23 protein-coding genes and 2 pseudogenes are annotated in these 24,993 nt (G+C 35.2%); 10 read left to right on the top strand and 15 right to left on the bottom strand.

Annotated elements, in window-relative coordinates:
• The first annotated feature begins 39 nt into the window (after positions 1-39).
• On the top strand, positions 40-369 hold the full coding sequence (locus GQS55_RS14750; protein WP_159821223.1) for a DMT family transporter: 330 nt from the start codon (positions 40-42) through the stop codon (positions 367-369).
• An 85-nt stretch (positions 370-454) separates the two neighbouring features.
• Here the strand turns inward: GQS55_RS14750 and GQS55_RS14745 are convergent, their stop codons facing one another.
• Together GQS55_RS14745 and GQS55_RS14740 are read right to left on the bottom strand one after the other, a co-directional pair.
• Entirely contained in the window at positions 455-1,198 is a 744-nt protein-coding gene (locus tag GQS55_RS14745) for a DNA/RNA non-specific endonuclease (protein WP_236559653.1), read from the bottom strand.
• A gap of 241 nt (positions 1,199-1,439) precedes the next feature.
• Positions 1,440-2,342: a LysR family transcriptional regulator gene (locus GQS55_RS14740; RefSeq protein WP_159821222.1), complete on the bottom strand. Its 903-nt coding sequence runs from the start codon at positions 2,340-2,342 to the stop codon at positions 1,440-1,442.
• A gap of 148 nt (positions 2,343-2,490) precedes the next feature.
• Between GQS55_RS14740 and GQS55_RS14735 the strand changes: the two genes are divergently transcribed.
• Both GQS55_RS14735 and GQS55_RS14730 read left to right on the top strand, forming a co-directional pair.
• Positions 2,491-3,012, top strand: coding sequence for an NADPH-dependent FMN reductase (locus tag GQS55_RS14735; protein WP_159821221.1), 522 nt, complete (start codon positions 2,491-2,493; stop codon positions 3,010-3,012).
• A 383-nt stretch (positions 3,013-3,395) separates the two neighbouring features.
• Positions 3,396-3,843: pseudogene (locus GQS55_RS14730) on the top strand (IS3 family transposase); the annotation flags it as partial.
• A gap of 3 nt (positions 3,844-3,846) precedes the next feature.
• Here GQS55_RS14730 and GQS55_RS14725 read toward each other — a convergent pair.
• Positions 3,847-4,344 carry a hypothetical protein gene (locus GQS55_RS14725; protein ID WP_159821220.1) on the bottom strand — a complete coding sequence of 166 codons (498 nt, stop codon included), beginning with the start codon at positions 4,342-4,344 and terminating at the stop codon, positions 3,847-3,849.
• A 595-nt stretch (positions 4,345-4,939) separates the two neighbouring features.
• On the opposite strand from GQS55_RS14725, the gene GQS55_RS14720 reads away from it, so the two are divergent.
• Both GQS55_RS14720 and GQS55_RS14715 read left to right on the top strand, forming a co-directional pair.
• Positions 4,940-5,227, top strand: a complete 288-nt coding sequence (locus GQS55_RS14720) for a transcriptional regulator (RefSeq protein ID WP_159821219.1) — start codon at positions 4,940-4,942, stop codon at positions 5,225-5,227.
• Positions 5,224-6,516 carry a type II toxin-antitoxin system HipA family toxin gene (locus GQS55_RS14715; protein WP_159821218.1) on the top strand — a complete coding sequence of 431 codons (1,293 nt, stop codon included), beginning with the start codon at positions 5,224-5,226 and terminating at the stop codon, positions 6,514-6,516. The genes GQS55_RS14720 and GQS55_RS14715 overlap by 4 nt, the downstream gene beginning before the upstream one ends.
• A 281-nt stretch (positions 6,517-6,797) precedes the next feature.
• Here the strand turns inward: GQS55_RS14715 and GQS55_RS14710 are convergent, their stop codons facing one another.
• The gene (locus GQS55_RS14710; protein WP_236559652.1) at positions 6,798-7,274 is read right to left on the bottom strand and encodes an IS66 family transposase; all 477 of its coding nucleotides are present in this window, start codon (positions 7,272-7,274) and stop codon (positions 6,798-6,800) included.
• A gap of 24 nt (positions 7,275-7,298) precedes the next feature.
• Here GQS55_RS14710 and GQS55_RS14705 point away from each other — a divergent pair.
• Positions 7,299-8,456 (top strand): annotated as a pseudogene (locus GQS55_RS14705) (IS3 family transposase).
• 1,398 nt (positions 8,457-9,854) lie between these two features.
• Positions 9,855-10,475 (top strand): transglycosylase SLT domain-containing protein, encoded by a 621-nt coding sequence (locus tag GQS55_RS14700; RefSeq protein ID WP_159821217.1) that lies wholly within the window; start codon positions 9,855-9,857, stop codon positions 10,473-10,475.
• A gap of 367 nt (positions 10,476-10,842) precedes the next feature.
• Here GQS55_RS14700 and GQS55_RS14695 read toward each other — a convergent pair whose 3' ends face one another.
• From GQS55_RS14695 to GQS55_RS14685, 3 genes are all read right to left on the bottom strand, one after another.
• Complete coding sequence (locus GQS55_RS14695) at positions 10,843-12,147, bottom strand: HlyC/CorC family transporter (RefSeq protein ID WP_159821216.1); 1,305 nt, start codon at positions 12,145-12,147, stop codon at positions 10,843-10,845.
• 44 nt (positions 12,148-12,191) lie between these two features.
• Positions 12,192-12,992 (bottom strand): cytochrome C assembly family protein, encoded by an 801-nt coding sequence (locus tag GQS55_RS14690; RefSeq protein WP_159821215.1) that lies wholly within the window; start codon positions 12,990-12,992, stop codon positions 12,192-12,194.
• Between the two features lie 95 nt (positions 12,993-13,087).
• Positions 13,088-14,257 carry an SO_0444 family Cu/Zn efflux transporter gene (locus GQS55_RS14685; protein WP_159821214.1) on the bottom strand — a complete coding sequence of 390 codons (1,170 nt, stop codon included), beginning with the start codon at positions 14,255-14,257 and terminating at the stop codon, positions 13,088-13,090.
• A 197-nt stretch (positions 14,258-14,454) separates the two neighbouring features.
• Between GQS55_RS14685 and ffh the strand changes: the two genes are divergently transcribed.
• Together ffh and GQS55_RS14675 are read left to right on the top strand one after the other, a co-directional pair.
• Complete coding sequence (gene ffh / locus GQS55_RS14680) at positions 14,455-15,846, top strand: signal recognition particle protein (RefSeq protein WP_159821213.1); 1,392 nt, start codon at positions 14,455-14,457, stop codon at positions 15,844-15,846.
• Positions 15,847-16,423: 577 nt separating this feature from the next.
• Complete coding sequence (locus GQS55_RS14675; RefSeq protein WP_236559651.1) at positions 16,424-17,113, top strand: mechanosensitive ion channel family protein; 690 nt, start codon at positions 16,424-16,426, stop codon at positions 17,111-17,113.
• Between the two features lie 108 nt (positions 17,114-17,221).
• On the opposite strand, the gene GQS55_RS14670 is transcribed toward GQS55_RS14675, so the two are convergent.
• The 4 genes from GQS55_RS14670 to rimK are packed head-to-tail and all read right to left on the bottom strand — an operon-like array spanning position 17,222 to position 20,519.
• On the bottom strand, positions 17,222-18,091 hold the full coding sequence (locus tag GQS55_RS14670) for a mechanosensitive ion channel family protein (protein ID WP_159821211.1): 870 nt from the start codon (positions 18,089-18,091) through the stop codon (positions 17,222-17,224).
• Between the two features lie 48 nt (positions 18,092-18,139).
• Complete coding sequence (locus GQS55_RS14665; protein ID WP_159821210.1) at positions 18,140-18,568, bottom strand: ATP-dependent zinc protease family protein; 429 nt, start codon at positions 18,566-18,568, stop codon at positions 18,140-18,142.
• Positions 18,569-18,576: 8 nt separating this feature from the next.
• Positions 18,577-19,602, bottom strand: coding sequence for a succinylglutamate desuccinylase/aspartoacylase family protein (locus tag GQS55_RS14660; protein ID WP_159821209.1), 1,026 nt, complete (start codon positions 19,600-19,602; stop codon positions 18,577-18,579).
• Between the two features lie 11 nt (positions 19,603-19,613).
• Positions 19,614-20,519, bottom strand: coding sequence for a 30S ribosomal protein S6--L-glutamate ligase (rimK, locus tag GQS55_RS14655; RefSeq protein ID WP_159821208.1), 906 nt, complete (start codon positions 20,517-20,519; stop codon positions 19,614-19,616).
• A gap of 147 nt (positions 20,520-20,666) precedes the next feature.
• Here rimK and GQS55_RS14650 point away from each other — a divergent pair, with 147 nt between their 5' ends.
• Positions 20,667-21,515, top strand: coding sequence for a LysR family transcriptional regulator (locus GQS55_RS14650; protein ID WP_159821207.1), 849 nt, complete (start codon positions 20,667-20,669; stop codon positions 21,513-21,515).
• 76 nt (positions 21,516-21,591) lie between these two features.
• Here GQS55_RS14650 and GQS55_RS14645 read toward each other — a convergent pair whose 3' ends face one another.
• From GQS55_RS14645 to agaR, 4 genes are all read right to left on the bottom strand, one after another.
• Complete coding sequence (locus GQS55_RS14645; RefSeq protein WP_159821206.1) at positions 21,592-21,840, bottom strand: hypothetical protein; 249 nt, start codon at positions 21,838-21,840, stop codon at positions 21,592-21,594.
• A gap of 25 nt (positions 21,841-21,865) precedes the next feature.
• The gene (locus tag GQS55_RS14640; RefSeq protein WP_159821205.1) at positions 21,866-22,150 is read right to left on the bottom strand and encodes a hypothetical protein; all 285 of its coding nucleotides are present in this window, start codon (positions 22,148-22,150) and stop codon (positions 21,866-21,868) included.
• A gap of 412 nt (positions 22,151-22,562) precedes the next feature.
• A protein-coding gene (locus GQS55_RS14635; RefSeq protein WP_159821204.1) for an IS3 family transposase occupies positions 22,563-23,731 on the bottom strand; the annotation gives its coding sequence in 2 pieces (ribosomal slippage) (positions 22,563-23,488 and positions 23,488-23,731; 1,170 coding nt in all).
• 150 nt (positions 23,732-23,881) lie between these two features.
• Complete coding sequence (gene agaR, locus GQS55_RS14630; protein WP_159821203.1) at positions 23,882-24,655, bottom strand: transcriptional repressor AgaR; 774 nt, start codon at positions 24,653-24,655, stop codon at positions 23,882-23,884.
• Positions 24,656-24,993 lie beyond the last annotated feature (338 nt).

Raw genomic sequence — 24,993 nt, 5'->3', positions numbered from 1 at the left:
TATTGAAGTAGGCTTAATATGTTTATAGAAGGGGTTAGTATGGGATATTGGTATTTGGCAATAGCGATTTGTGCCGAAGTAGTCGCAACATTAGCACTTAAAGCGTCAGATAATTTTACTCATGCAACGTCCAGTACTCTATGTGTTATTGGGTATGTCGTTGCCTTCTATTTTTTATCTTTAGTGCTCAAAACGGTTCCTGTAGGTATCGCTTATGCTATTTGGGCTGGTATGGGGATTGTTTTAATTGCAGTAATAAGTGCCGTACTATACAAGCAAGTGCCAGATTTACCTGCCATTATAGGTATGCTTTTTATTTTAGCCGGTGTTGTTATTATTAATGTGCTTTCAAAAACGGTCAGTCATTAACATATGTTAAGCGGGAGAGTTACAGCTTGCTGTTTCTCCCGTTAATATTCGAAACTAATTAACTTCTATATAGCTTCGGATAAACCTAGCAACCGAGTCTTTTCAATATTTCTATTGAGTCAGTAAAGCTTGGGATAGCAAATGGTATTTCTGCTTTTAGCGCCTTATTATTCGTTTTTTGCTGGCAATAATCCGCTTTTCTTGGCAAGTCTTGATCAAAGATGAAACTCGCGGCATTACCTTTTAAGTCGTAGATTATTTTAAAGTATGAAGATGGAATGACGTGTAATTCATTTGCTCCGGGTAATGGCTGTTCTTCTTTTGAATATAAAGTACCTGTGATCACATAAAGCGAGTTTCTAAAACTTACGGCATTACGAACAGCAATTTCTAATGCAACCCATGCTCCTTGGTTTAACGCTGACTTTTGAGGAGTGATATTGGATAGGTAGTTTAGCTCTGTCCAGTTTTTATGTCCTGCAAAGCTAGCGAGAGGTGCTTGATGACCACGGTCTGTTTTTAATAACTTAAATGCACCTTTATAGTCTGGCTCTTCTAATGATTCATCATCGTCTACTAGCTTGTCATTTCCCCAATTTCGACCTGGGCTATCACCAAAGTTAGCTACATCGACTTCATAGGCAACCCAATCGGCAAACTTTGTTTTTGGGTTATTGCTTAATGCGTAAGTATGATTAAAGACAACATCGTTATTTACTATCTCTAAACTAGGGCAGCCTAAAGGGCAATGTACGCTTCTAATTTCAGCATTGCTCATGGCGCTAAAAGCGATAAGCGGTAACAGCATGAATTTTTTAATTTTTAACATTTATTCTACTCACAGTATTTTATTGCTGAAATTTAATATAGCGCTTCATTTATAGCAACCCTTTGTTCTATTTTGTTTGCCGAGAAAGACAAACGCTTTTTTAGTTATGATACTTTATGGGGAAATCAGAGGGTAAGTAATAAAATAAGTAAGAAGGTAAGCATGTGATAAAATAGTGCATGTTTAGCAGAGCATGAGCTTGGAGCAAATCTACTTTTTTCAAGTTTACGTAACGTTTATTTTAATCGCCTAAAGTTTCTATAATAAAGTCGATAAAACTTCGCACTTTTGCTGACATATGTTTTCTACTCGGGTAAACCATATAAACGCCTATTGCGGGCTTAGGCCAATCAGAGAAAACTTCAACTAATGCGCCAGTTTCAATTTCATCTTTTAATGCGAAACGCGGCACACGAATTATACCTTGGCCAGCAACGCCTAAAGCTATTTCTAATGAAGCATTATTGGTAAGTACGTGGCTTTCAACATTTACTTGAACAGCTGCTCCATTATTATCGCGAAATAACCAAACATTGGGTTGTTTTGAATTACTGTAAGTAATTATCTTATGTCGTGTTAAATCATATGGATGTTCAGGCATACCATGTTTAGCTAGGTAACTGGGGGAAGCTAAAACTAAGGCTTCTGATTGAGTAATTCTGCGGCTAATTAAGCTAGAGTCTTCCAGTTGTACCGTGGCTCTAATGACTAGATCGAAGCCATCAGAAATGAGGTCGACTTTTCTATCATTAAGCTCTAATTCTAGTTGCACTTTTTGGTGTTTTTCAGTGAATTGGCTTAATACTGGGCTGAGATTAGATAAGCCGTAAGAAATTGGACAGCTAATTCTAAGTTTCCCACTAGGCTCTAACTGATTACCGACGATGGCATTTTCTGCTTGTTCTGCATCTTCAATAATTTGTTGGCAGAGTTGAAAATATAATTCACCTTCTTGCGTTAAGCTCAGTGATCGAGTTGTTCTATGTAACAGACGAATACCTAAACGTGCTTCTAGTTTATTAACTTCTTTGCTGATATAAGAAGTAGAGTGACCGGTAATATCTGCTGCTGAAGTAAAACTGCCCGACTTTACTACATGAAAAAAAACAACCATACCGTCAAATAATCTATTTTTAATTGCCATGATGTTACCTGTTAAATTAAAAATCGCTTCAATAATGAAAACATTGCAAGTCATTTGGAAATAATGAATCCACAGCAAGGTGATTAATAATCAAATGATCATAATTTAAAGTGTAACCATCCAATAAGATAAAAGATAGGAAATGATAATGAAAGTACTCGCATTCGCAGCAACAACTAGTAAAAACTCTATTAATAAGCAGTTAGCCAATTATGTCGCTAAACAAATTGAGGGAGCGCAAGTAGAACTACTTGATATAAATGATTATGAAATTCCTCTGTTTAGTGAAGATAGAGAAAAAGAGTTAGGGCAACCAGCGCTTGCAAAAGCTTTTTATCAAAAGCTTGGAGAGGCAGATGTTATTGTAATGTCTTTTGCTGAACATAACGGCTCTTATGCCGCAGCTTATAAAAACCTTTTTGATTGGACGTCTCGCATTAATAGACAAGTATTTCAAAACAAGCCTGTTATTATGTTGGCAACATCACCAGGACCTGGCGGAGCTGCAACCGTATTGTCGGTAGCCCAGGGCTCTGCGCCTCACTTTTCTGCTGATCTAAAGGGGGCTATTTCAGTACCAAATTTTTATGATAATTTTGATGTGGATAGCGGCCAATTAATTAATAAAGCGTTGATTGATAATATAAAGACGGTAATTGCGAAACTTTAATCAATTAACGTTAATCACTTCATTTTAGTAAATTAACTTTAGTCACTCAGTAAAGTTAACCATTTAGGCGCATTTAAACACGAGTTAATACTTTGTATTTCTCATTAGAATGCGCTTGAACATATCAATAATCTCCTTTCTTCACGCAAGTAAACATTCACTTCTTCTTTATTTCTAACATAACACTCCAAAGTATAATTATTTAGAGCATACAGGTAGATCTTCAGATAAAAAATACACCTATAAGAATAAATGTATAAAAATGAAACTTATCTAATAGAGAATGGGAAATAACATTAGTGTTAAGTTGTAGTTTATTGTTGATAGATCTACAGGTAAAAAAAGTGCACCGATAAGAATAGATGCATAAAAATATGAAACTTGTTGTGATGGACTTATTTGCCCGAAAACTAGTGGGTTGGGCAATGTCGTATTCGCCCGATACTAAGTTAGCAGCGAAAGCCATTATCAATGGCATTTGAATCAAGAGGTCGACCAAGCAATGTGATGTTTCATTCAGACCAGGGAAGTACTTACACAAGCAGGAACTACCGTCAGTTATTGTGGCGATATCAGATTAAGCAAAGCATGAGCCGTCGTGGTAACTGTTGGGATAATAGTCCGATGGAGCGATTTTTTAGAAGTTTAAAAACAGAATGGGTACCAACAACAGGTTATCGCTCATTTATTGAAGCTGAAAAGTCAATTATTAACTACATCATTGGATATTACAGCAAAGTTAGGCCTCACAGTTATAACGGAGGATTAACACCAAATGAGTCAGAGAAAAGATACTGGCTTGAATACAAATCCGTGGCCAAAATTAGTTGACCACTACATCCATTCCATGTCCTTGTACTGGCTTTCTAATGCTGCACGTATGTTATTAGATACAATGTTACGCAGCTTTAAATACGCGCCTTTATCATGCGGGTTCGATAAATCAGCAACAGGGATGAAATCCACTAAAATAGGAGCCCAATTATTTTGCTTTTCGACAGTGTTGTTAAGTACACCAAAAAGTAATGCACCGCCTATACCACCTTCTAAATAGCTTCCACCTAATGCGAAAGAATCGGATACACCATCTTTAGTTATTAAAACAGCGTCAGACGGATTACTAACATCATCAACGCCATAACCGATACCTGATGGGCGTACCATCATAGAAATGTTCTTAGCATAGCTATAATCGCTATCCCAATCATACATATCTTCTGAATGCACGGTTACCAGTGGGTATTCAGTTGGCGGCATATAAGGTGTTGAGCTACAAGCAGCCAATCCAGCAACGGCAATTAAAATCAAACTTTTGTGTGTAATATTTCTCATAAGAAGTAATCCATTTCTATTATGTTGTGAGTATCATTCATTAACAATTATCGCAAAAATTCGATTAAGTAATGTAGGTGTGTGATTTTATGCGGTTTTTATTTTTTATTTTTTATTTTTTGTGGGCCCGTAAATAAGAGATCTACTTGCTTCATTTATCCCAAAAACCTATATACCCATCATTTACTATCATAAAATCCATGAATACTTAACAGACCAAGGGGGGATTCGTAATAATATGTTATTTTTATGTTTTTATACTGTGAAATGTCAGATAAATACGAATTAAAGAGCGTAATCACATATAAATGTGATTACACTCTTTTAAGTTGTTATTTTCGTATATATTTAGGAATTAACGCGTTGATTCAAACGTAAACGTTCGGCAAAGTGCATCTAAACAATTCTTTGGAGTAACAGATGAAAATAACTAGAAGGCAGGAGCTATGTCGAATGATCTCTAACGAACAATAAGCCAGCGGCTTAACCATTTTTTATCTTACAGAATCATACTGTGCAAGGTGGACACAATAGTAGCCAAAATAATAAAAATAGTGCTATTATGGGCACTATAGTGTCTTAATGTAATGTGATTATGAATAAACTATCTTTATTATCATCGACAGATGTTCAGGCTTCAATGCAAGAATGGCTAATTGAACAACGAAAGAGTCAAAAGCTATCTAGGAATCAAGTGTCAGAGATCAGCACTGTTCCCCCATCAACAATCAAGAAGTTTGAATTAACAGGTCAGATATCATTGCGACAATTTTTATTACTTTGGCAAAGCTTAGATGACTTAGAACGATTACAAGTATTAACGGAACGATCTCGGCAGAGTGAATATCACCCAAGATCAATTAAAGAGGTGTTAAAAGGATGAGCTTCCAACAGATACAGAAGTTAGATGTAAAAAGAAAGCTTTCCGATGGCAGCCAAATAGTTGTAGGCGAATTGGCTCAAAACCGAAGAGGAGTTTATTTTCAATATAATGATAATTACCTAAACCATTATTCGAATTTATCCCCTTTTAATCTTAGCTTTGACTCATCACTTCAAGTCGCGCCACTAAGCCCTCACAATAACCTTCATGGTGCATTTTCAGATTCTTTACCCGATGGTTGGGGTTTATTACTGATGGATCGTATATTCAGACAGTCTGATATTCTGCCTTCACAGATAACATCCATGGATCGACTCTCTTTTATTGGCGATAGTGCAATGGGCGCATTATCTTTTTCACCCACTTCAGGTTTAAAAGATAATGATACTGATAGTTTTTCACTCGCTGAACTTGGTATTCAAGCACAAGCTATCTTCGATGGTCAAACCGAAGAAGTACTGCAAGCATTGGTCAATACTGGAAGCTCTGGAGGAGCAAGACCTAAAGCACAACTCTATTTAAATGACGATGATCCTGCTTATTGCAGCACCAAAGCAGCTGATAACAACGAAGCTTACCTTGTTAAATTCACCTCTTCTCAACTTGCATTGGGGCATGAAGAAGGTATTTGTGAAGCAGCTTATCTGACACTCGCTGATATGGCAAATATTGATGTGCCTGCATGGAAGTTACTCGATGCTCCAGAAAAATCAGGAGCAACAAAGTGGTTAGCGTTAAAGCGATTTGATGTAATTAAAAATAATCATGGTGTTGAAGGCCGACATCACCTTCATAGCGCAAGTGGTTTGTTAGATGCTGATTTTCGGGTGCCAAGTTTAGATTATGAAGACTTGATAAAAGCGACTAGTATACTGTGTAAAAGCCCTGCTAAAGGGCAAGACATGTTTAGGCGAATGATCTTTAATTTATTCTCATTAAATCAAGATGACCACAGTAAAAACTGGGCATTTTTACAAGTAGATAACGGTAAATGGGAACTTGCCCCCTTTTACGATATTACCTTTAGTCCATCCCCTTACAATGAGCATGCCACGGCATTTTCAGGGTACGGAAAACAGCCAAATTTAAAGGTAATGCAAAAGCTTGCAATGCAGGCAAACTTCTCATCTTGGAAAAACGCCCAAGAGGTTATTCAAGAAGTCGTGGAGGCATTAAGCCACTTTTCCAATGTTTCTAAGCAGCTAAATATAAAGTCAGAAACAAGTCAATTAATGAATAAACAACTGAATAGTGTTTACCATGACAATAAACACTTACTGGTTCGTTAATATGTATACAGTAATGATAAGCGCAACGAATGCTTTTCAAAATGGCTAAAACTAGATCTACCACGGATCCCTTCGCCAAATGGAAAACGCATAGGGATGCAGCCACTTCTCACTAACGAACTTCAAGTGAGTTGGCAGTGCCATGTCATCCAAAATTTTTATAAACACGTTTAATATACGGTTATTGCGATTGAAGCCAATAACCGTTATTGCATTCTTATGCCATTTGTATCAACACCAACATTGGAATAGTTTGAACGTAAGCGTATGGAGAAAGACGTCTAGCCTTGCTTGATATTCCAAGGCAGTAGGTGTTCTAGGCTCTCTGGCTTTTTAGCCAGTTCATTTAAACAGGTTTGCAAATAGCTATCGACCAGCAAGCCATTGGCTTTAGCTGTTTCAACAAAACTGTAGAGCATGGCACTGGCTTTTGCGCCATTAGCTGTATTGGCGAACAACCAATTCTTTCGACCAATAACAAACGGCTTCACTGCTAGCTCTGCACGATTATTATCAATGTTGATTCGGCCATCTTGGAGATAGGTTTCGAGTTTATGTGCTTGGTTGTGCCAGTAAGTTATCGCTTCACCGAGTTTGATTTTTGGTGGTGTTTTTTCTCGATTATCAATTATCCATTGATTGATTTTATCTATAATTGGTTTCGATTTCTCTTGTCGAGTTTGATATTTCTCATCACTACTTTTTGCTTTAATATGCGCTTCAATACCATAGAGCTTGCCGATTAAACTCAAAGACATAATAAGCTTAACTGGAGAACAGAAATGACAAAACGTAAAAAATATACCAAAGAATTTAAACTTGATGCAATTTCTTTAGTCAGAGATCAAAATATTAGTGTTGCTGAGGCTAGTAGAAACTTAGGTGTCAGCCCTCAAATGCTTGGTCGCTGGATTAAATGAAGATGGTCAGGCTTTTCGAGGTAATGGTAAGCTAACACCCGATCAAGAAGAAATACGTAAATTAAAAGGCCAAGTAAAGCGCCTGGAGATGGAGCGTGAGATATTAAAAAAAGCGACGGTCTTCTTTGCAAAAGAAACGAAATAAAATATTCGTTTGTTACCCAACATAAGAAGATCTGGCCTGTTACATTAATATGTCAGGTATTGGGCGTAAAAAGTAATAATTATTATAGTTATCAAAAGCGTAATACAGATAAAGTAAATGATACAACGCACCAAGAAATGCTTGAGTTAGTAAAAGATATTGCCAAATTTAGTGACAATACCTATGGCGAAAGACGTATTAAAGCGGTACTGAATGCGTTGAGTTTCCCTGTAAGCCGATGGAAAGTAGCCAAATTAATGAAAGAGGCTAATGTTTGGGTTCGTTACAAAAAGAAATATAAATCAACAACCAATAGCGATCACAATAAACCGCTCTATAAAAATGAGCTTGAACAAAACTTTACCACAGAGCAACCGAACCAAGCATTTGTCGGTGATATCACTTATATTTGGACAGCAGAAGGTTGGCTTTATTTAGCTGTTGTTATTGACCTGTATTCCCGTAAGGTTGTTGGTTGGAATATGGGGTCAAGAATGAAAGCTCAACTTGTCTGTGATGCGTTAACAATGGCTATTTGGCAACGAAAACCCGATAAAGGGCTTATTGTTCATTCAGATCAAGGTGTTCAATACGCAAGCCACCAGTACAGAAACTTACTAAAAGATAATGGTTTTATTGGCAGTATGAGTAAAAAAGGCTGTTGCTGGGATAATGCCGTTGCAGAAAGCTTTTTTGGTAGTTTAAAGCAAGAGCGTGTTCATTGGAGAAACTATGAAACACGCTATGAAGCACAGCAGGACGTAATGAATTACATAACCATGTGGTACAACAGTAACCGATTGCATTCCTACTTAAGGTATCAAAGCCCAAATAATTTTGAATTGAAAATTAATGAGTTAGAAAAAGTAGCTTAATTAGGGTGACTGAATTTACTTGACCAGGTCAGTTAAGTAAGAGTATGTTCTTGCGATATAGTTCATTTTATTTTGTAGAAAGATGAAGTTTATTTAAAAAATCAGAAATAACATGAATCACTATTCATCTCTGAATACCATCACTGATCTGCAGGCAAAAAAAGTGCACCGATAAGAATAGATGTATAAAAAAATGAAACTCATCTAATAGGGAGTGGGAAATAACATTAGTGTTAAGTTGGAGCTTATTGTTGATAGATCTGCAGGCAAAAAAAATGCATCTATAAGAATAGATGCATAAAAACATGAAACACTAAGGGAAATAACATTACTGTTAAATAAGAGTCGCTTCTTGCGATATAGTTCATTTTATTTTGTAGAAAGATGAAGTTTATTTAAAAAATCAGAAATAACATGAATCACTATTCATCTCTGAATACCATCACTGATCTGCAGGTAAAAAAAATGCATCTATAAGAATAGATGCATAAAAACATGAAACACTATAAAACATTAAGGGAATAACATTACTGTTAAGTAAGAGTATGTTCTTGCGATATAGTTCATTTTATTTTGTAGAAAGATGAAGTTTATTTAAAAAATCAGAAATAACATGAATCACTATTCATCTCTGAATACCATCACTGATCTGCAGGCAAAAAAAGTGCACCGATAAGAATAGATGTATAAAAAAATGAAACTTATCTAATAGGGAGTGGGAAATAACATTAGTGTTAAGTTGGAGCTTATTGTTGATAGATCTGCAGGCAAAAAAATGCATCTATAAGAATAGATGCATAAAAACATGAAACACTAATAAAACATTAAGGGAATAACATTACTGTTAAGTAAGAGCCTGTTATTACGATATAGTTCATTTTATTTTGTAGAAAGATGAAGTTTATTTAAAAAGGGCAGAAATAACATTAATCACTAGTCATCTTTGAATATAGTCACTGATCTGTAGGCAAAAAAAATGCATCTATAAGAATAGATGCATAAAAACATGAAACACTATAAAACATTAAGGGAATAACATTAAGGGAATAACATTACTGTTAAGTAAGAGTATGTTCTTGCGATATAGTTCATTTTATTTTGTAGAAATATCAAGTCTATTTAAAAAGATCAGAAATCAGATTAATCACTAGTCATCTTTGAATATATTCACTGAACTGCAGGCAAAAAAAATGCATCTATAAGAATAGATGCATAAAAACATGAAACACTAATAAAACATTAAGGGAATAACATTACTGTTAAGTAAGAGCCTGTTATTACCATAAAGTTCAGTTTATTTTTTAAATATTGAAAAGGGTGGGTTAATAATGCGAAAGCATTAAAAATCTGTCACTATTGTGTCCATTATTTTTACGTTTAAGTGTCACTATATATTTTATGCTTACCGCTAAACTTTCTTGCGTTACCTTGGCCAGTATATTGTTGTTGTCAAGTTGTGCGACACCTCCTCCTCAAAACCCTGAAAATATTTGCGAAATTTTTCGTGAGCATCGTGATTGGTATTTTGCTGCTAAAGACGCTAGAGAGCGTTGGGGCGTTCCTATTCATGTGCCTATGAGTATGATGTATCAAGAAAGCTCTTTTAAACATAATGCTTTGCCTCCTAGAGACTATTTACTTGGCTTTATTCCTTGGGGAAGAGTTAGTACTGCTTATGGCTACTCACAAGCTAAAACAATGACATGGAATGATTATACTCGGGAAACTGATAATTCAGGGGCCGACCGTGATGATTTTGAAGATGCGATTGATTTTATGGGATGGTTTATTTTTAAAACCCAGAAAATTAACGGTGTTTCAAAGTGGGATGCTTATAATCAATACTTAAATTACCATGAAGGCTGGGGAGGGTTTAAACGTAAAAGTTATAAAAAGAAATTGTGGTTAGTGGGCGTTGCTCGTAAAGTAGATAACCGCTCTCGTCGTTATTCTTCTCAATTGAAAAGCTGTGAAGAAGAGTTAAATCATGGTTGGCTATGGCGATTGTTTTTTGGCTAAAGAACAAGAATTCATCGATTGGATTTTCTGGTGGGGAGTTTATTAGATAGGAAAATAATAATAAAATATATTGCCTAAAACCTTGCCATTTTATTATTTTTATGAATATTTTTAGCCAAACCAGTACTTAATATGGCTTAAAGCTAGGCGTTTTTATTTTAATAAAAAAAGTGTGTTTTTTTGTTAAAAATTTGTTGAAATAGCTAAAAGCTGTAGCAAGTAGGCTTTGACCTTGTTATCCACAGAAATTGTGGAAAGCTATTTCCATTATGTTGCTTGTGGATAACATTGTGATTAACTTTTTAATGTTGATAGATTCATTCTACTTTAAAAGAATGAACCTAATTTGCAGTAAATATCTGATTAATTATTCTTCATTTATTTCTTCATCAATAAAATATTCAGGCATTACCCTAACTGTTTTAATTCTATTTTCTGAAGCGTCTACTATTTCAATAGGATAGCCGGCGATACGAACACTAATATTGCTTTGAGGAATGTCTTCCAAATGCTCTATTATCATGCCGTTAAGTGTTTTAGGGCCATCTGTTGGTAATTGCCATGACATTTCTTTATTTACGTCACGTATGCTGGCATTACCTTTTACCAAGTAACTACCGTCAGGTTGCAAAGTTACTACATCACTTGGCGTTGGTGTTTGTGTTGTAGTAAAGTCGCCAACAATTTCTTCTAGAATATCTTCTAAGGTTACTAAGCCTTGAATATCACCATATTCGTCAACAACCAAGCCTAAACGTTCTTTAGCATGTTGAAACTTTAGTAGTTGGATATTAAGAGGTGTTCCCTCAGGAATAAAATAGAGTTCACGTACGGCACGTAATAAGGTTGCTTTAGTATATTGGCTTTTTGATAATAACTTTAATGCATCGCGGGCGTGAATATAACCAACAACATCATCAATATTGTCACGATATAATAATACGCGCGTGTGATTTGCTTGAGTTAATTGTTTTTGAATTCTTTTCCAGTCGTCATTAACATCAATACCTACTAACTCGCTTCGTGGGATCATAATGTCGTCAACGCTAACTTTTTCAAGGTCTAGTATACTCATTAGCATGCTTTGATCACGCTCATGCAATAATGCGCCAGATTCGTTTACCACAGTACGTAATTCTTCACTGCTTAGGCTATGTTGTTCACGTTGCTCTGAACTAATACCTAATAACATTAGTATGCCGTTAGTTATCCAATTAACGCTGACAACCAGTGGCAATAATAATTTTAATAATAGCGTTAAAACAATTGAGCTAGGAAAAGCAATTTGTTCTGGGTATAAAGCCGCCAGTGTTTTTGGGGTTACCTCAGCAAAAATTAATACCACTAAAGTTAATATAATTGTGGCTATTAAAACACTTATATCTTCAGATATGCCTAATTCGTGTGACAACCTTAACGCTATAATTGTTGCTATAGCAGACGCGGCGATATTGACTAAGTTATTTCCAATTAATATCAAACCAATTAGTCGGTCAGGACGTTTTAGCAAATCGCTCACCCGTTTAGCACCTTTGTGCTTCTCTTTTTCAAGGTGTCTAAGTCTATAACGGTTAAGCGACATCATGCCTGTTTCTGAACTAGAAAAATAAGCAGATATAAGTATCAGTATGCCAAGAATAATAAATAGCATCTGAGTTGATATGTTATCCAAAAAGGAAGTCCTTCAATAATATAATAAGAATATTTAATATGAAATTAAGATAGCAGAAACTCTTTAACGAATCGACTACCGAAGTATGACAAAGTTAATAACGTACTAGCTGTAACCATAAGTACTAATATACGGTGGCCACGCCAGCCTTGTATATGATGACCAACTAATATCACGGAGTATAGTAGTAACGCTAAAAGAGATAGAACGGTTTTATGTATGTTTGCTTTCGCGAAAAATCCTTCTAAAAAAATCAAACCAATGAGTTCACTAGTAAATAAACAGATTGCACCAACAATTAAAATAGTAAAAAGTTGTTTTTCAACTTGCATTAAAGGAGGCAAATGCGCCACTGCAGTGAGGTTTTTTCTTTTTAATTTAAAGTTAATATAAGTCACTTGAAAAGCATATAAGGTAGCGATAATTAAGATGCAATAAGCAATTAATGCGATACTTATATGACTAATTAAAATCACTTTATTAGCAACTAATGGAATTGATTCGGTGGTAGGGATAAATGTTTTGGCTAGCTGCCAGATACCAGCAAAACCGTAAATCACAGGGAGTAATAAATTTACTTTTATTCGCAATGCCACAACTGATATTGTGATAGTAATAATTAAACTAACTAAAGAGATAACATTAGGAAGACTAAAGTTAATACCATCTTGAGTAAAAAATAATCGAGCATCATTAAACAAGTGAATAGTTATAGCGGTTGTTGCTAATATTAACACTTGCTCAATGTTAGGGCCGTTAGGGTGAAATAAGCGAGATATAATTGCCATAGTGGCTAGCATGTAGGCGATAAACGCCATGCTCGAACCAATAACCTGAAGATCCACTAACTTAAACTCCTAAATACACTGAATATAACTTCATTAATTCTATCAGATAACGCGTTAACTACCATGACAATTATTACTTTGCTTGATTTAGATTAAAATACTAACTTTCTTAGTGGCTTAATTGCTAGGAAAGTGATTAATGCAGCACAAGTTAAACCAAACCATAGAGGTAGCATTTCATGCGAGTGCGCCATTTGGTCAGTAATATTAACATCAAAAAAATTCAAACTATAATCAAGTAAAAGTGCAAAACCAAGAGCCGATAATGCAACACCTAATAAATATCGTATAAGTACAGCACTACCCATTTCATTTTTAATCACGCCTAAAGTGGATATATTGGTTGCAGGGCCCGCCATCATAAATACCAAGGCCGTACCGGGTGATAACCCAGCCATAATGAATCCAGCAGCAATAGGGGTAGAGGCTGTTGCACAAATATACATTGGAATGGATATCGCAATCATTAATAACATTGCAGGCAAACCACTACCATAACTAAGTAAAAAGTCTTCGGGTAAAAAAGTACGAACAATAGTGGCAAAAACAAGACCGACAACTAACCAAATAATAATATCGTCAATTAATTGTGTTGATGCGTAATAAACACCTTGTTTTGTTTTTTCAACAAAGTTTTTTGATAAAAGAGGCTGTGCTGGTTCAGTCATAGTATCTAATGTTATGGCAGCAGAAGAGGGCGTTGAGCAACAAGAACTTTTTTTAGGCGTGGCGATTGGAGCAGCTTGTTTAGTGCTGCAACAACTGCTTGTTGCTTTTTGTGGTGTTTTTTTCGTTGAACTAGCACAGCAACTAGTGATTTTTTGATGCCCCGTCGTTGGACTCTTTATATCTTTATCTTTAATGGTTGAGACAAGTAAGCCAGTGATAATCGCTGACATTATCGCTGCAAACGGTCGATATATAGCAAAAACTGGACCGAGTAAGGCATAAGAGACTGAAACAGAATCAATACCTGTTTCTGGTGTCGCAACTAAAAAAGAGGCTGTTGCAGGCGCTGAAGCACCACTTCGTCTTAGCTCTGCTGCTACAGGAATAACACCACAAGAGCATAAGGGTAATGGCGCACCGATTAAGGCGGCTTTGACAATTGCCGATTTTCCTTTACCTAAATGTTTACTTAATATTTCACTTGGCACCCAAGCTTTCATTAAACCTGCTATTAATAAGCCCAGTAATAACCAAGGGCTTGCTTCCGCACTCAGAGCAATAAAATTATCAACAAAAAGCGATAGGTGTTCCATAATTATAACCATGAAAATTAAGATGAAATTGACAAATTTTATTATATCACGGTTTTCTCGATGGAGAAGTTTTCAATAACTTAGCAAGGTTATAAAATGGTGAAGCAATGCTGATCTCGACAATGATTTATTCACGGGTATAATAGCCGTATTAATTTTCACATTTTTCGCTATATAGAGCGCTACTAGAGTCATTCATGTTTGAAAATCTTTCCGATCGATTGGGTAAAACCCTTAAAAATATTAGTGGCCGTGGTCGCTTAACCGAAGATAATATAAAAGATACGTTACGCGAAGTTCGTATGGCTTTACTTGAAGCCGACGTTGCGTTGCCAGTTATTAAAGAGTTTGTTGCTAAAGTTAAAGAGCAAGCTGTAGGTGTTGATGTTTCTAAAAGCCTTACTCCTGGGCAAGTATTCGTTAAAATTGTTCAAAAAGAACTTGAACTTGCCATGGGTGGCATTAATGAAAACCTGAATTTAAAAGCTGCTCCTCCTGCTATTGTGTTAATGGCTGGTTTACAAGGTGCGGGTAAAACGACTTCTGTTGCTAAATTAGCAAAATTTTTAACAGAACGAGAAAAGAAAAAAGTACTTGTAGTAAGTGCCGATGTTTATCGTCCGGCAGCTATTAAGCAGCTTGAAACTTTAGCCGCTGAAATTAATGTTGGTTTCTTTCCAAGTGATATTTCACAAAAGCCTATTAGTATCGCCAATGCAGCTATTGATCACGCTAAGAAAAACTTTTTCGATGTGGTAATTGTTGATACTGCCGGTCGTTTACATGTAGATGAAAGCATGATGGATGAAATCAAAGCATTACATGCTGCGATTAATCCAATTGAAACATTATTTACTGTTGATGCAATGACAGGGCAAGATGCAGCGAATACTGCTAAAGCGTTTAATGATGCTTTGCCATTAACGGGTGTTATTTTAACTAAAACTGATGGTGATGCTCGCGGCGGCGCGGCTTTGTCTATTCGTCATATTACTGGCAAACCTATTAAATTTATGGGTGTTGGTGAGAAAATTGAAGCGTTAGAGCCATTTCATCCAGACCGAATAGCTTCTCGTATATTAGGAATGGGCGATGTTCTATCACTAATAGAAGAAGTTGAACAAAAGGTTGATAAAAAGAAAGCTGAACAATTAGCCAAAAAAGTTAAAAGTGGTAAAGGCTTTAGTTTAGAAGACTTCCGTGATCAACTTGTGCAAATGAAAAGCATGGGTGGCATGATGGGTATGATGGATAAATTACCTGGCATGGGTAATATGTCTGATAAAATCAAAGATCAAATGGATGATAAATTAACGGTTCGCATGGAAGCTATTATCAATTCAATGACACCTGGCGAACGTGAACGTCCTGATATTATTAAAGGCTCTCGTAAGCGTCGTATTGCAGCGGGTTCAGGAACACAAATTCAAGACGTGAATAAGTTGCTTAAACAGTTTACGCAAATGCAAAAAATGATGAAAAAAGTATCAGGTAAAGGCGGCATGAAAAAGATGATGCGTTCTATGCAAGGTATGATGCCACCAGGTGGCGGCGGTATGGGCGGTGGCGGTGGAATGTTTGGCCGTTAATTAATATTGATGCCTCTGAGTTGTTTGAAAATATTGAACTGAATTAATCCGTTTAATATTTACCGTAAACCCTCCAAAGCTATCGTTATTGGCCAGCATAAAATTATTTAGCATTTTATGCTGGTTTATAAAAAAATTGATTAGAACCAATAAATTATTGCGTTTGCTTCTTGCCGATAACTGATTACAATGCGCCTCATCTGAACCTTAATTTATTCAAAAAATGAAACAAAAAAAAAGAAGTGTTGATGGGATTGTTATTTTATTTTTACTGTTATGCCTGTTTATTTCATCACTCGCAATGATGTAGAATAAGACAGCTTAGTATTAAGCTAATATTAGGTATTATTTTATCTAATATTGCTATTCCTCGACCCGTTAAGGTACCCTATATATCACTATGAATGAGTTTCTTTCTACATTTAATTTATCTACATTTCATGCGTTAATTTTTGACAATAAATTTGTTTTTACAATCGTGTTATTTTTGATGTTCTTTCTGTTAAAGAAATTACTGATTAAAACTATTAAGCATAAATCTAAAAGTGATAAAAGTGATAAAAAAATAAAGATCAATATGGTTAATAATATATTTACCTTATTGATTATTGTTGCTCTTTTTAATATTTGGTCACATGAAATTCAAAAGTTCGCTTTTTCTATTGCGGCCTTTGTTGTTGCTATAGTGTTAGCAACAAGAGAATTTATTCAATGTTTCATCGGTTTTCTTTACCTTATTTCTAGCCGACCATTTCGAATTGGCGATTGGATACAAGTAGGTAATTATTTCGGAGAAGTGCATTCGACTGATTGGGCTAAATTGACGTTATTGGAAGTTAATAAAGATGATTACCAATACACAGGTAAAACCTTGTATTTACCTAATAGTCTTATGGTTACCTCGGTAATAAAGAATCTTAACTTTTTGAAACGTTATGCGATGCATCATTTTACTATTGTAAGAGATGACAGTGTAAATCCTTTTGAATTTATTGAGCAGCTAAATGAGAAAGCTAATTTATATTGTGATGACTTTAAGGATGTAGCTATTCGCTATAATCAACTGATTGAAAATCGTCTTGAGATTAACATTGCTGGTCCTGAGCCTCATATTCAAATAGCAACATCAGAGATTGGCGATACTGAGATTCTTTTCACCATATTTTGTCCGACTGAGCAAGCACTTGATATAGAACAAAAGCTAACGCAAGATTTTATGTATTTGTGGTTTGAGCAAAAAAGTTTGGCTTTAGTCTCTAAGGATTAAACTTAGTCCTTAACTTAAATCATAACTTAAGCCTTGTCATTGTGTTAGTTCAGCTTTAGAAATAACACAATAACAAGGAGTATATCTTAACTATTTACTAGATTTAGATTACTTGCTTTCAGAAGGAAGTAACGTTATTGAACCGTCTAAGTGGACATCTCTTTGTGGGTAGGCCACTACAATATTATGTTCTTCGAATAATTCTGCTAAGCGAAAGCGAACATTACTTCTAGCTTTTCTTAAGCCTCCTTCAACATTAGAATTAATCCAAAAGTTAATATCAAAAATTAGCGCATTATCACCAAAGTCTTCAAATGTTACTGAGGGTTTTGGGGTTGATAATATTTCTTCTTGTTCAACTGCTGCTTGTAATATCAGTTCAGCTACTAGCTTTACTGGTGAACCATATGACACACCTACTTTAACCGTTGTTCGAACTAATCTATCGACAAGAGTCCAGTTAACAACCGTATTTTCAATTAATTTACTGTTTGGAATTAGCATGTGAACACCATCAACTCGCTTAATACGGGTTGAGCGGGTGTTAATTTCTTCCACGACTCCTTTTGCATCTTCAATTTCTAAAAAATCACCAATGCGAATTGGTCGCTCCCACATTAGAATCCAGCCACTGATAAAATTATTAATAATATTTTGGGCACCAAAACCAAAGCCTATCGCAATAGCACCTGATAAGAAGGCAAACGCAGTGATAGGTACATTGATAAGGTCTAAAATAGTAATAATTAATATTGTTATCGCAATAATATAAAATATGCGCCGTAATAAATGGATAATATTAGGGTCAGTGTGCTGTGTTGTTAATTGTGTTGTTATTCTCCTCACAAACCACTTTGTTAAATATACGCCTATTATTAGCAATACTGGGATTAAAAGAATATCTCCCGTAGTAATAGGTTGGTTCTCAATAGAAACAATGGTGATATTGAGAAATGCTACAATTTTGTCAAATGTCATTATTTGTTACTCTTTGTTGTAAAACCAGCATAACTAATGCTGGTTTAGTTATGAGTGTATAAAAACTTTAGACGGGTCGACCAAGAATCGTTTACCGATAGCTTCTCTGCCAAAAAGCATTAAATAACTCATATCAGAACGATCGGTTAATGTAATTTCTATTGGCCATGTCTCTGTTCCAAGCGTTACGTTAGTCTCTATTACATATCGCTGCTCAGCTGTGCCGTTAGATGATTTTACATTTCTAATATCACTGATTGGTGCAGTACAATTAACAATACTATTAACATTATGCGCATCTGGATGAATATCAAAGGTGACACATTTTTGCCCGTCTTTAACTATTTTAGTTATATTATCCACATGTAGTGAAGACGTTTTAGCTCCTGTATCGACCCTAACTTGTAAATCATTAATCGCGAGTTCTGGCAATGCTATTGACTCTAAGCGGCCAATTATTGTTTTGTTTATCTTCATTTTTAGCCTCAATTATTTCCATGGTTTTCTGGTAACAGTGCTTCTTGAACATTTTCAATTTGTTCAGCAATATCTTCATCATCTTCACTAAAGTAAGCAATATGGAACATGGCTTCACCTTCTTGTACAAGAGGAATGTTTTGTTTTCCAATGAGTATTCCTGAACGCGTTGCCTTAACCGCGTCAATAACTTCGCCATAAGGGCTACCAATTTCAGCTAATACTTGTCCTTTAGTAATTTGGTCACCCAAATTCACAATGTTGTGCACAATACCACTGGCATTGGCTCTAACCCATTGACTGCCGTTGGCAATAAAAGGCGCTGGCTTTTTCTTTTTAGAAAGAGACTTTCTTGTCATTCCTAGGTGTTGTAAAACATTTAGAATGCCTTTCATACCGGCTCTAATTGAAAATTCATCAAAGCGTAATGCTTCACCCGCTTCATATAATAAAATCTTAGTTTTATTTTTAACAGCTGATTCACGCAGTGAGCCATCAACCAAATTAGAGTTAAGTATTACCGGCACGCCAAATACTTCCGCTAATTCTTTGGTTTCAGCATCAGACATATCGGCTCTAATTTGTGGTAAATTTGAACGGTGAATAGCACCTGTATGCAAATCAATACCATAATCACAATGCTTAACAATTTCATTAAGAAAAATATAGGCAACTCTACCGGCTAAGGAGCCTTTCGCTGAGCCAGGAAAGCAGCGATTAAGATCGCGGCGATCAGGCATATAGCGACTTTGGTTTACCACGCCATAAACATTAACCATTGGTACAGCGATAACGGTACCTTTTATTATCTTAAACTTTTTCTGTTTAATTAAGCGTCGAATAATTTCAATACCGTTAAGCTCGTCGCCATGAACTGCAGCACTAACAAAAATAGTAGGTCCCGGCTTTTTCGAACGTATAATATGTACAGGCAAAGATACATTGGCATCGGTATATAATTTAGCAACGGGTAATTCAATTTTTCTTTGCTCACCAGGTAATATTTCAAACTCACCTATTTTTAGTTTTTCCATGGTTGCCTCTTTTAACCTTTTCCACGTGTTTGAGTTTTATTTGGTTTTGCATTTTTTTCTAAAAACTCAAAAACCATACCTGCAATGTTTTTGCCTGTTGCAGTTTCTATCCCTTCTAAGCCTGGAGATGAGTTAACTTCCATTACCATTGGGCCACTTTGAGAGCGTAATAAATCAACACCACACAGGTTTAATCCCATTGCTTTGGCAGCATTAACGGCTGTTTCACGTTCTGCTTTTGATAATTTAACAACTTCTGCGCTACCACCACGATGTAGGTTAGAGCGAAATTCACCTTCAGCACCTTGTCGTTTCATTGCAGCAACGACTTTACCGCCAATAACTAAGCAACGAATGTCAGCACCACCAGCTTCTTTAACAAATTCTTGTACTAGAATATTCGCTTTTAAACCCATAAAGGCTTCTATAATGGCTTCAGCTGCTTTGGCTGTATCAGCAAGAACAACACCAATACCTTGTGTGCCTTCTAATAATTTAATAACAACAGGTGCGCCACCTACATTTTTAATTAAATCTTTAATGTTATCAGGTTTGCTTGCAAATCCTGTACGCGGTAAGCCAATGCCTTTACGAGATAATAGTTGTAACGAACGTAATTTATCGCGTGAACGGCTAATAGCGACCGATTCATTGATATTAAAAGTGCCCATCATTTCAAATTGTCTTGCAACAGCGGTGCCGTAAAAGGTTACTGAAGCGCCAATACGAGGAATAATTGCATCATACATTGGTAACTCTTTACCATGATAGCGCACTGTTGACCGGCTACTGGTAATATCCATATAACAGTGTAGAGTATCAATGATATCAACTTCATGCCCCATTGCTTCACCGGCTTCTTTTAAGCGTCGAGTAGAATATAATTTTGGGTTTCTTGATAAGATAGCAATTTTCATAATTTAAACCTTTGTTTATCACTCTTTCCTATTAAAAAGTGATGTAATAAGTGTAGTGCAGTGTATAGTCAGACTGTTAAATAATAAAATGCTATATTTTGATGTGTTCAATTAAAAAAAGTGATTACAGGCGGTTTTGGAAATATAATGAAAATTGAATTGTTAAGAACGTTCCTTGAAGTGAGTCGAACCCTACATTTTAGAATTGCGTCTGAAAACTTATTTATTACGCAGTCAGCGGTAAGTGCGCGAATAAAATTACTGGAAGATGACTTAGGGGTGCTGTTGTTTGATCGTAGCCAGAAACATTTAAAAATAACGTCAGAAGGACATCGGTTAATTAAACATGCCAATGAACTTTTGTTTATGTGGCAAAAAGCGAAACAAGATGTTGGTATGTCTGAAAATGACTCTCATCAGCTTGTGATCGGCTCTATGATGTCAATTTGGGATATAGTATTACAAGATTGGTTGAAAAAAATACACCGTAATATGGATGATGTTAGCTTATTAACGAATACCTACTCACCAATTGAATTACGCAAAAGCGTGCTGAGTCGTGTTATTGATATTGCTTTTTTGTTTGAGCCACCTTTTGTTGAAGATCTTATTACTGAAAAAGTAGCAAGTGTGCCTTTGCATTTAGTGACAACAGAGCCCCATGACTTAGGTAATCTTACTTCATTAGATAATTTTATTATGGTGGATTATGGTGATGCTATTAATGCGCAATATCGACGAGACTTTCAAGATGTGACACCGGCAAAACATTATATGAGTCAACCTAGAATTGCGCTAAACTTTTTACTTGATGCTGGTGGTAGTGCATATTTACCAAGACAAATGGCATTTGAGTACATTGAAAAAAATCAGTTATTTGTTGTTGAAAAGGCACCGGTATATTCACGAGAAATATTTGCTGCTTATTTAGCTAAAAGTCAGAAAAAAGATATTATCGAGCAAACTATTCAATTATTTCCTTATGTAAAAATTTAAAAAAGACTCAAATTAAATAGCTCACTTTTGTAAATGAGCTAAGTAATTTGAGTCCAAAATCTTCTAATTACCTAGGCTATTCTTCAGTAGGAAGAGAGCTTATACGCTTATAAAAGCTAGTTTCTAACTCTTCATTAATACAATGTAATAAATATGTATTTAAGTTTTCTGACGCTACTTCTTCTAGCTCAGCATATTCCTTACATTCACTAAACAAGTTTTGTATGTAACTTTTTGGTGCGTCTTCTAATTCATTGTCGTTATCTTGGCTGCAAGCTATGTTTGTGAACAAAGCTAACAATGTAAAAGCTAATATTTTTTTCATGTTGTTCTCTCTTAGGTGGTATTTGTTAGCTATCCCAATAATCGCTAAACGAATTATTTTCTTTTTCGAATGTTCTTTTTTCACGTATAGAATCTAATTTTTGTCTAGTTTGATATTGTTGTCTTGCTGACTTCTTAAGGTTTTTCTTAATCATTTCTTTGTTCTTTGAACCATAAGCAATTTCGAAACCTGCGATACCCGTGTCAAAAACTAAATCCGTGTCTGTATCTGTTTCTGTATCTTCATCCAGATCAAGATCTATATCCATATCTAAACCCGTGGCAGCTTCTTCATATGTATTAATGTTCATTGATTTACCCTATAAAAACCAAAGTTGAATTTTTATAAAATAATGTACCTATATTTATTAATTGAAAAGCGAAATATTTTGGTGTTTTCAATCAAAATATTTGATTGAATGAAGAGTATAAATAAATTTTAAAATGATAAGTGCAGATGAATTAAGGACAATTTAGAAGATAGGGGCATTTATAAAAGGGGAAGGGCGCTATTAACTTAATGATTTATATGTAATGTTATATAGTGTGGCCTGTTATATAAATTTAGCCATCTAATTACATTGAAGATGTCAGTTATTATAGTCTAAAGCTACCATCTGAGAACATTTAGTATAAGCACTTAATTACATCTGGTTTATCATTAATAAAATTAAGTTCATTTTGTGCTTGGGTGACCTGGTCAAGTAAATTCAGACACCCTAGTTAAGCTACTTTTTCTAACTCATTAATTTTCAATTCAAAATCATTAGGGCTTTGATACCCTAAGTAAGAGTGTAGTCGGTTACTGTTGTACCACATGGTTATGTAATTCATTATATCTTGTTGAGCTTCATAGCGTGTTTCATAATTTTTCCAGTGAACACGCTCTTGCTTTAGGCTGCCAAAGAAGCTTTCGGCAACGGCATTATCCCAACAGCAACCCTTTTTACTCATACTACCAATAAAGCCATTGTTATTGAGTAATTGTCTATACTGGTGACTTGCGTATTGAACACCTTGATCGGAATGAACAATAAGTCCTTTCTCAGGGCTTCTTTGCCAAATAGCCATTGTTAGTGCATCACAGACAAGTTGAGCTTTCATTCTCGACCCCATGCTCCAACCAACAACTTTACGAGAGTACAAGTCAATAACAACGGCTAAATAGAGCCAACCTTCTGCTGTCCAAATGTAAGTAATATCACCGACAAATGCTTGATTTGCTTGCTCTGTGGTAAAGTTTTGTTCAAGTTCATTTTTATAAAGTGGCTTATTGTGAGCACTATTAGTAGTGACTTTATATTTCTTTTTATAGCGAACCCAAACATTTGCCTCTTTCATTAATTTGGCTACTTTCCATCGACTGATAGGAAAACTCAAAGCATTCAGTACCGCTTTAATACGCCTTTCGCCATAAGTATTGTCACTGAATTTGGCAATATCCTTTACTAACTCAATCATTTCTTGATGTGTTGCATCATTTGTTTTATTTGTATTACGTTTCTGATAACTATAATAATTATTAGTTTTCACACCCAATACGCGGCACATTAATACCACTGACCAGATCTTCTTATGATGGGTAATAAACGAATATTTTACTTCGTTTCTTTTGCAAAGAAGACCGTCGCTTTTTTTAATATATCGCGCTCCATTTCTAGGCGTTTGACTTGCGCTTTTAATTGACGATTTTCTTCTTGATCGGGTGTCAGTTTTCCATTACCTCGAAAAGCTTGACCATCTTCATTTTCAGCTTCTTTGATCCAGCGGCCGAGCATTTGATTTCCAATCCCTAGATTCCTGCTAGCTTCAGAAATACTAATGTTTTGATCTCTGACTAAAGAGATAGCATCAAGTTTAAATTCCTTGGAATATTTTTTACGTGTTGTCATTTTCATTCTCCGGTTAAGTTCATTATTCCTTAACTGGGGTAGTCGAATCAATTAAACCACGTCACTATGAATCGGTACTTCTCAACCGGTCGATTTATCGCTAATTGAAACATAATCGACCTCGTTATATTTACTAACAATTACAAAAGATTAATCTACATCAATTATGATTAATTTAACGTTTTTTGATTGGAAATAATCAATATACTGAGAAGGTATTTTATTATCAGTTATCAGCGTATCAATTGAATCAAGGGAGTCGATTATATATAACCCGCTTCTACCAAATTTTGATGAGTCAGTCACAACAATAACTTCTTTTGAAATATTACACATTAAACGATTTAAGGTTGCTTCATGTTCAAAGTGAGTTGTGAAACCCGACGATATTTCAACACCATCCACACCTAAAATTACTTTATCAAATCTAAGGTTGTTAAGACTCGCTTCAGCCTGACGACCATAAAATGATAGTGACTTTTGTCGTAACGTTCCGCCCGTCATTAATACTTCTGAATTTTGTAAATGTGAAAGTTCTGTTGCGATATTCAAACCATTCGTCATTACCACTAAATTTTCATGGTTTTGTAATAGCTTTGCTATTTCTTCAGTAGTGGTGCCGGAATCAAGTATTATTAACTCATCATTATTAATTAGCTGTACAGCAGCTTCAGCCAGTTTTTCTTTAATATGAGAGTTTTCACAATGCTTTTCTTTTACTGATAGTTCCTTCGTTATTTTACTGATAGCAACAGCTCCGCCTCTAGATCTGATTAATAATCGTCTTTTACTTAGATCATTTAAATCAGTTCTTATCGTTACGGTTGAAACGTTAAACTCACTAGCAAGTTGTGCTACATCGACACGACTTAGTTCATTTACTTTATCAATAATTTTTTGGCGTCTTTCAATAGTATTAAGCATATTTTAAATTATTATAGTATTTATTTAATATTTGGCATTTTAACAGTAATCTATTAGCGCATCAACGAAAGATAATGAAGATTTTATTTCGTATAAGAAAGGGATAGTTGTATTATTATTATAATTTTTATGATGTAAATGTTAATCATACCTTTTAGCTGCTTTCACTCAACTTTAATTTCATTCCTTAATTAATAGTCCGCACTTCGACAAAAAGCAAAGGCTCAACTCAGTTAATAGTAAGTCTACTTGCTTGATTTAACTAGCCTCAGGGATGTTTTATTGTTTCCACTGAGCTTTATTTAAATGAAATAAATATAGAATATTTAAATAAACAT

Source organism: Colwellia sp. 20A7 (assembly GCF_009832865.1).
In the GTDB taxonomy this organism is placed as follows: Bacteria; Pseudomonadota; Gammaproteobacteria; order Enterobacterales; family Alteromonadaceae; genus Colwellia.
The sequence above is the reverse complement of the archived record's forward strand: the minus strand, read 5'-3'. Positions and strand labels throughout refer to the sequence as shown.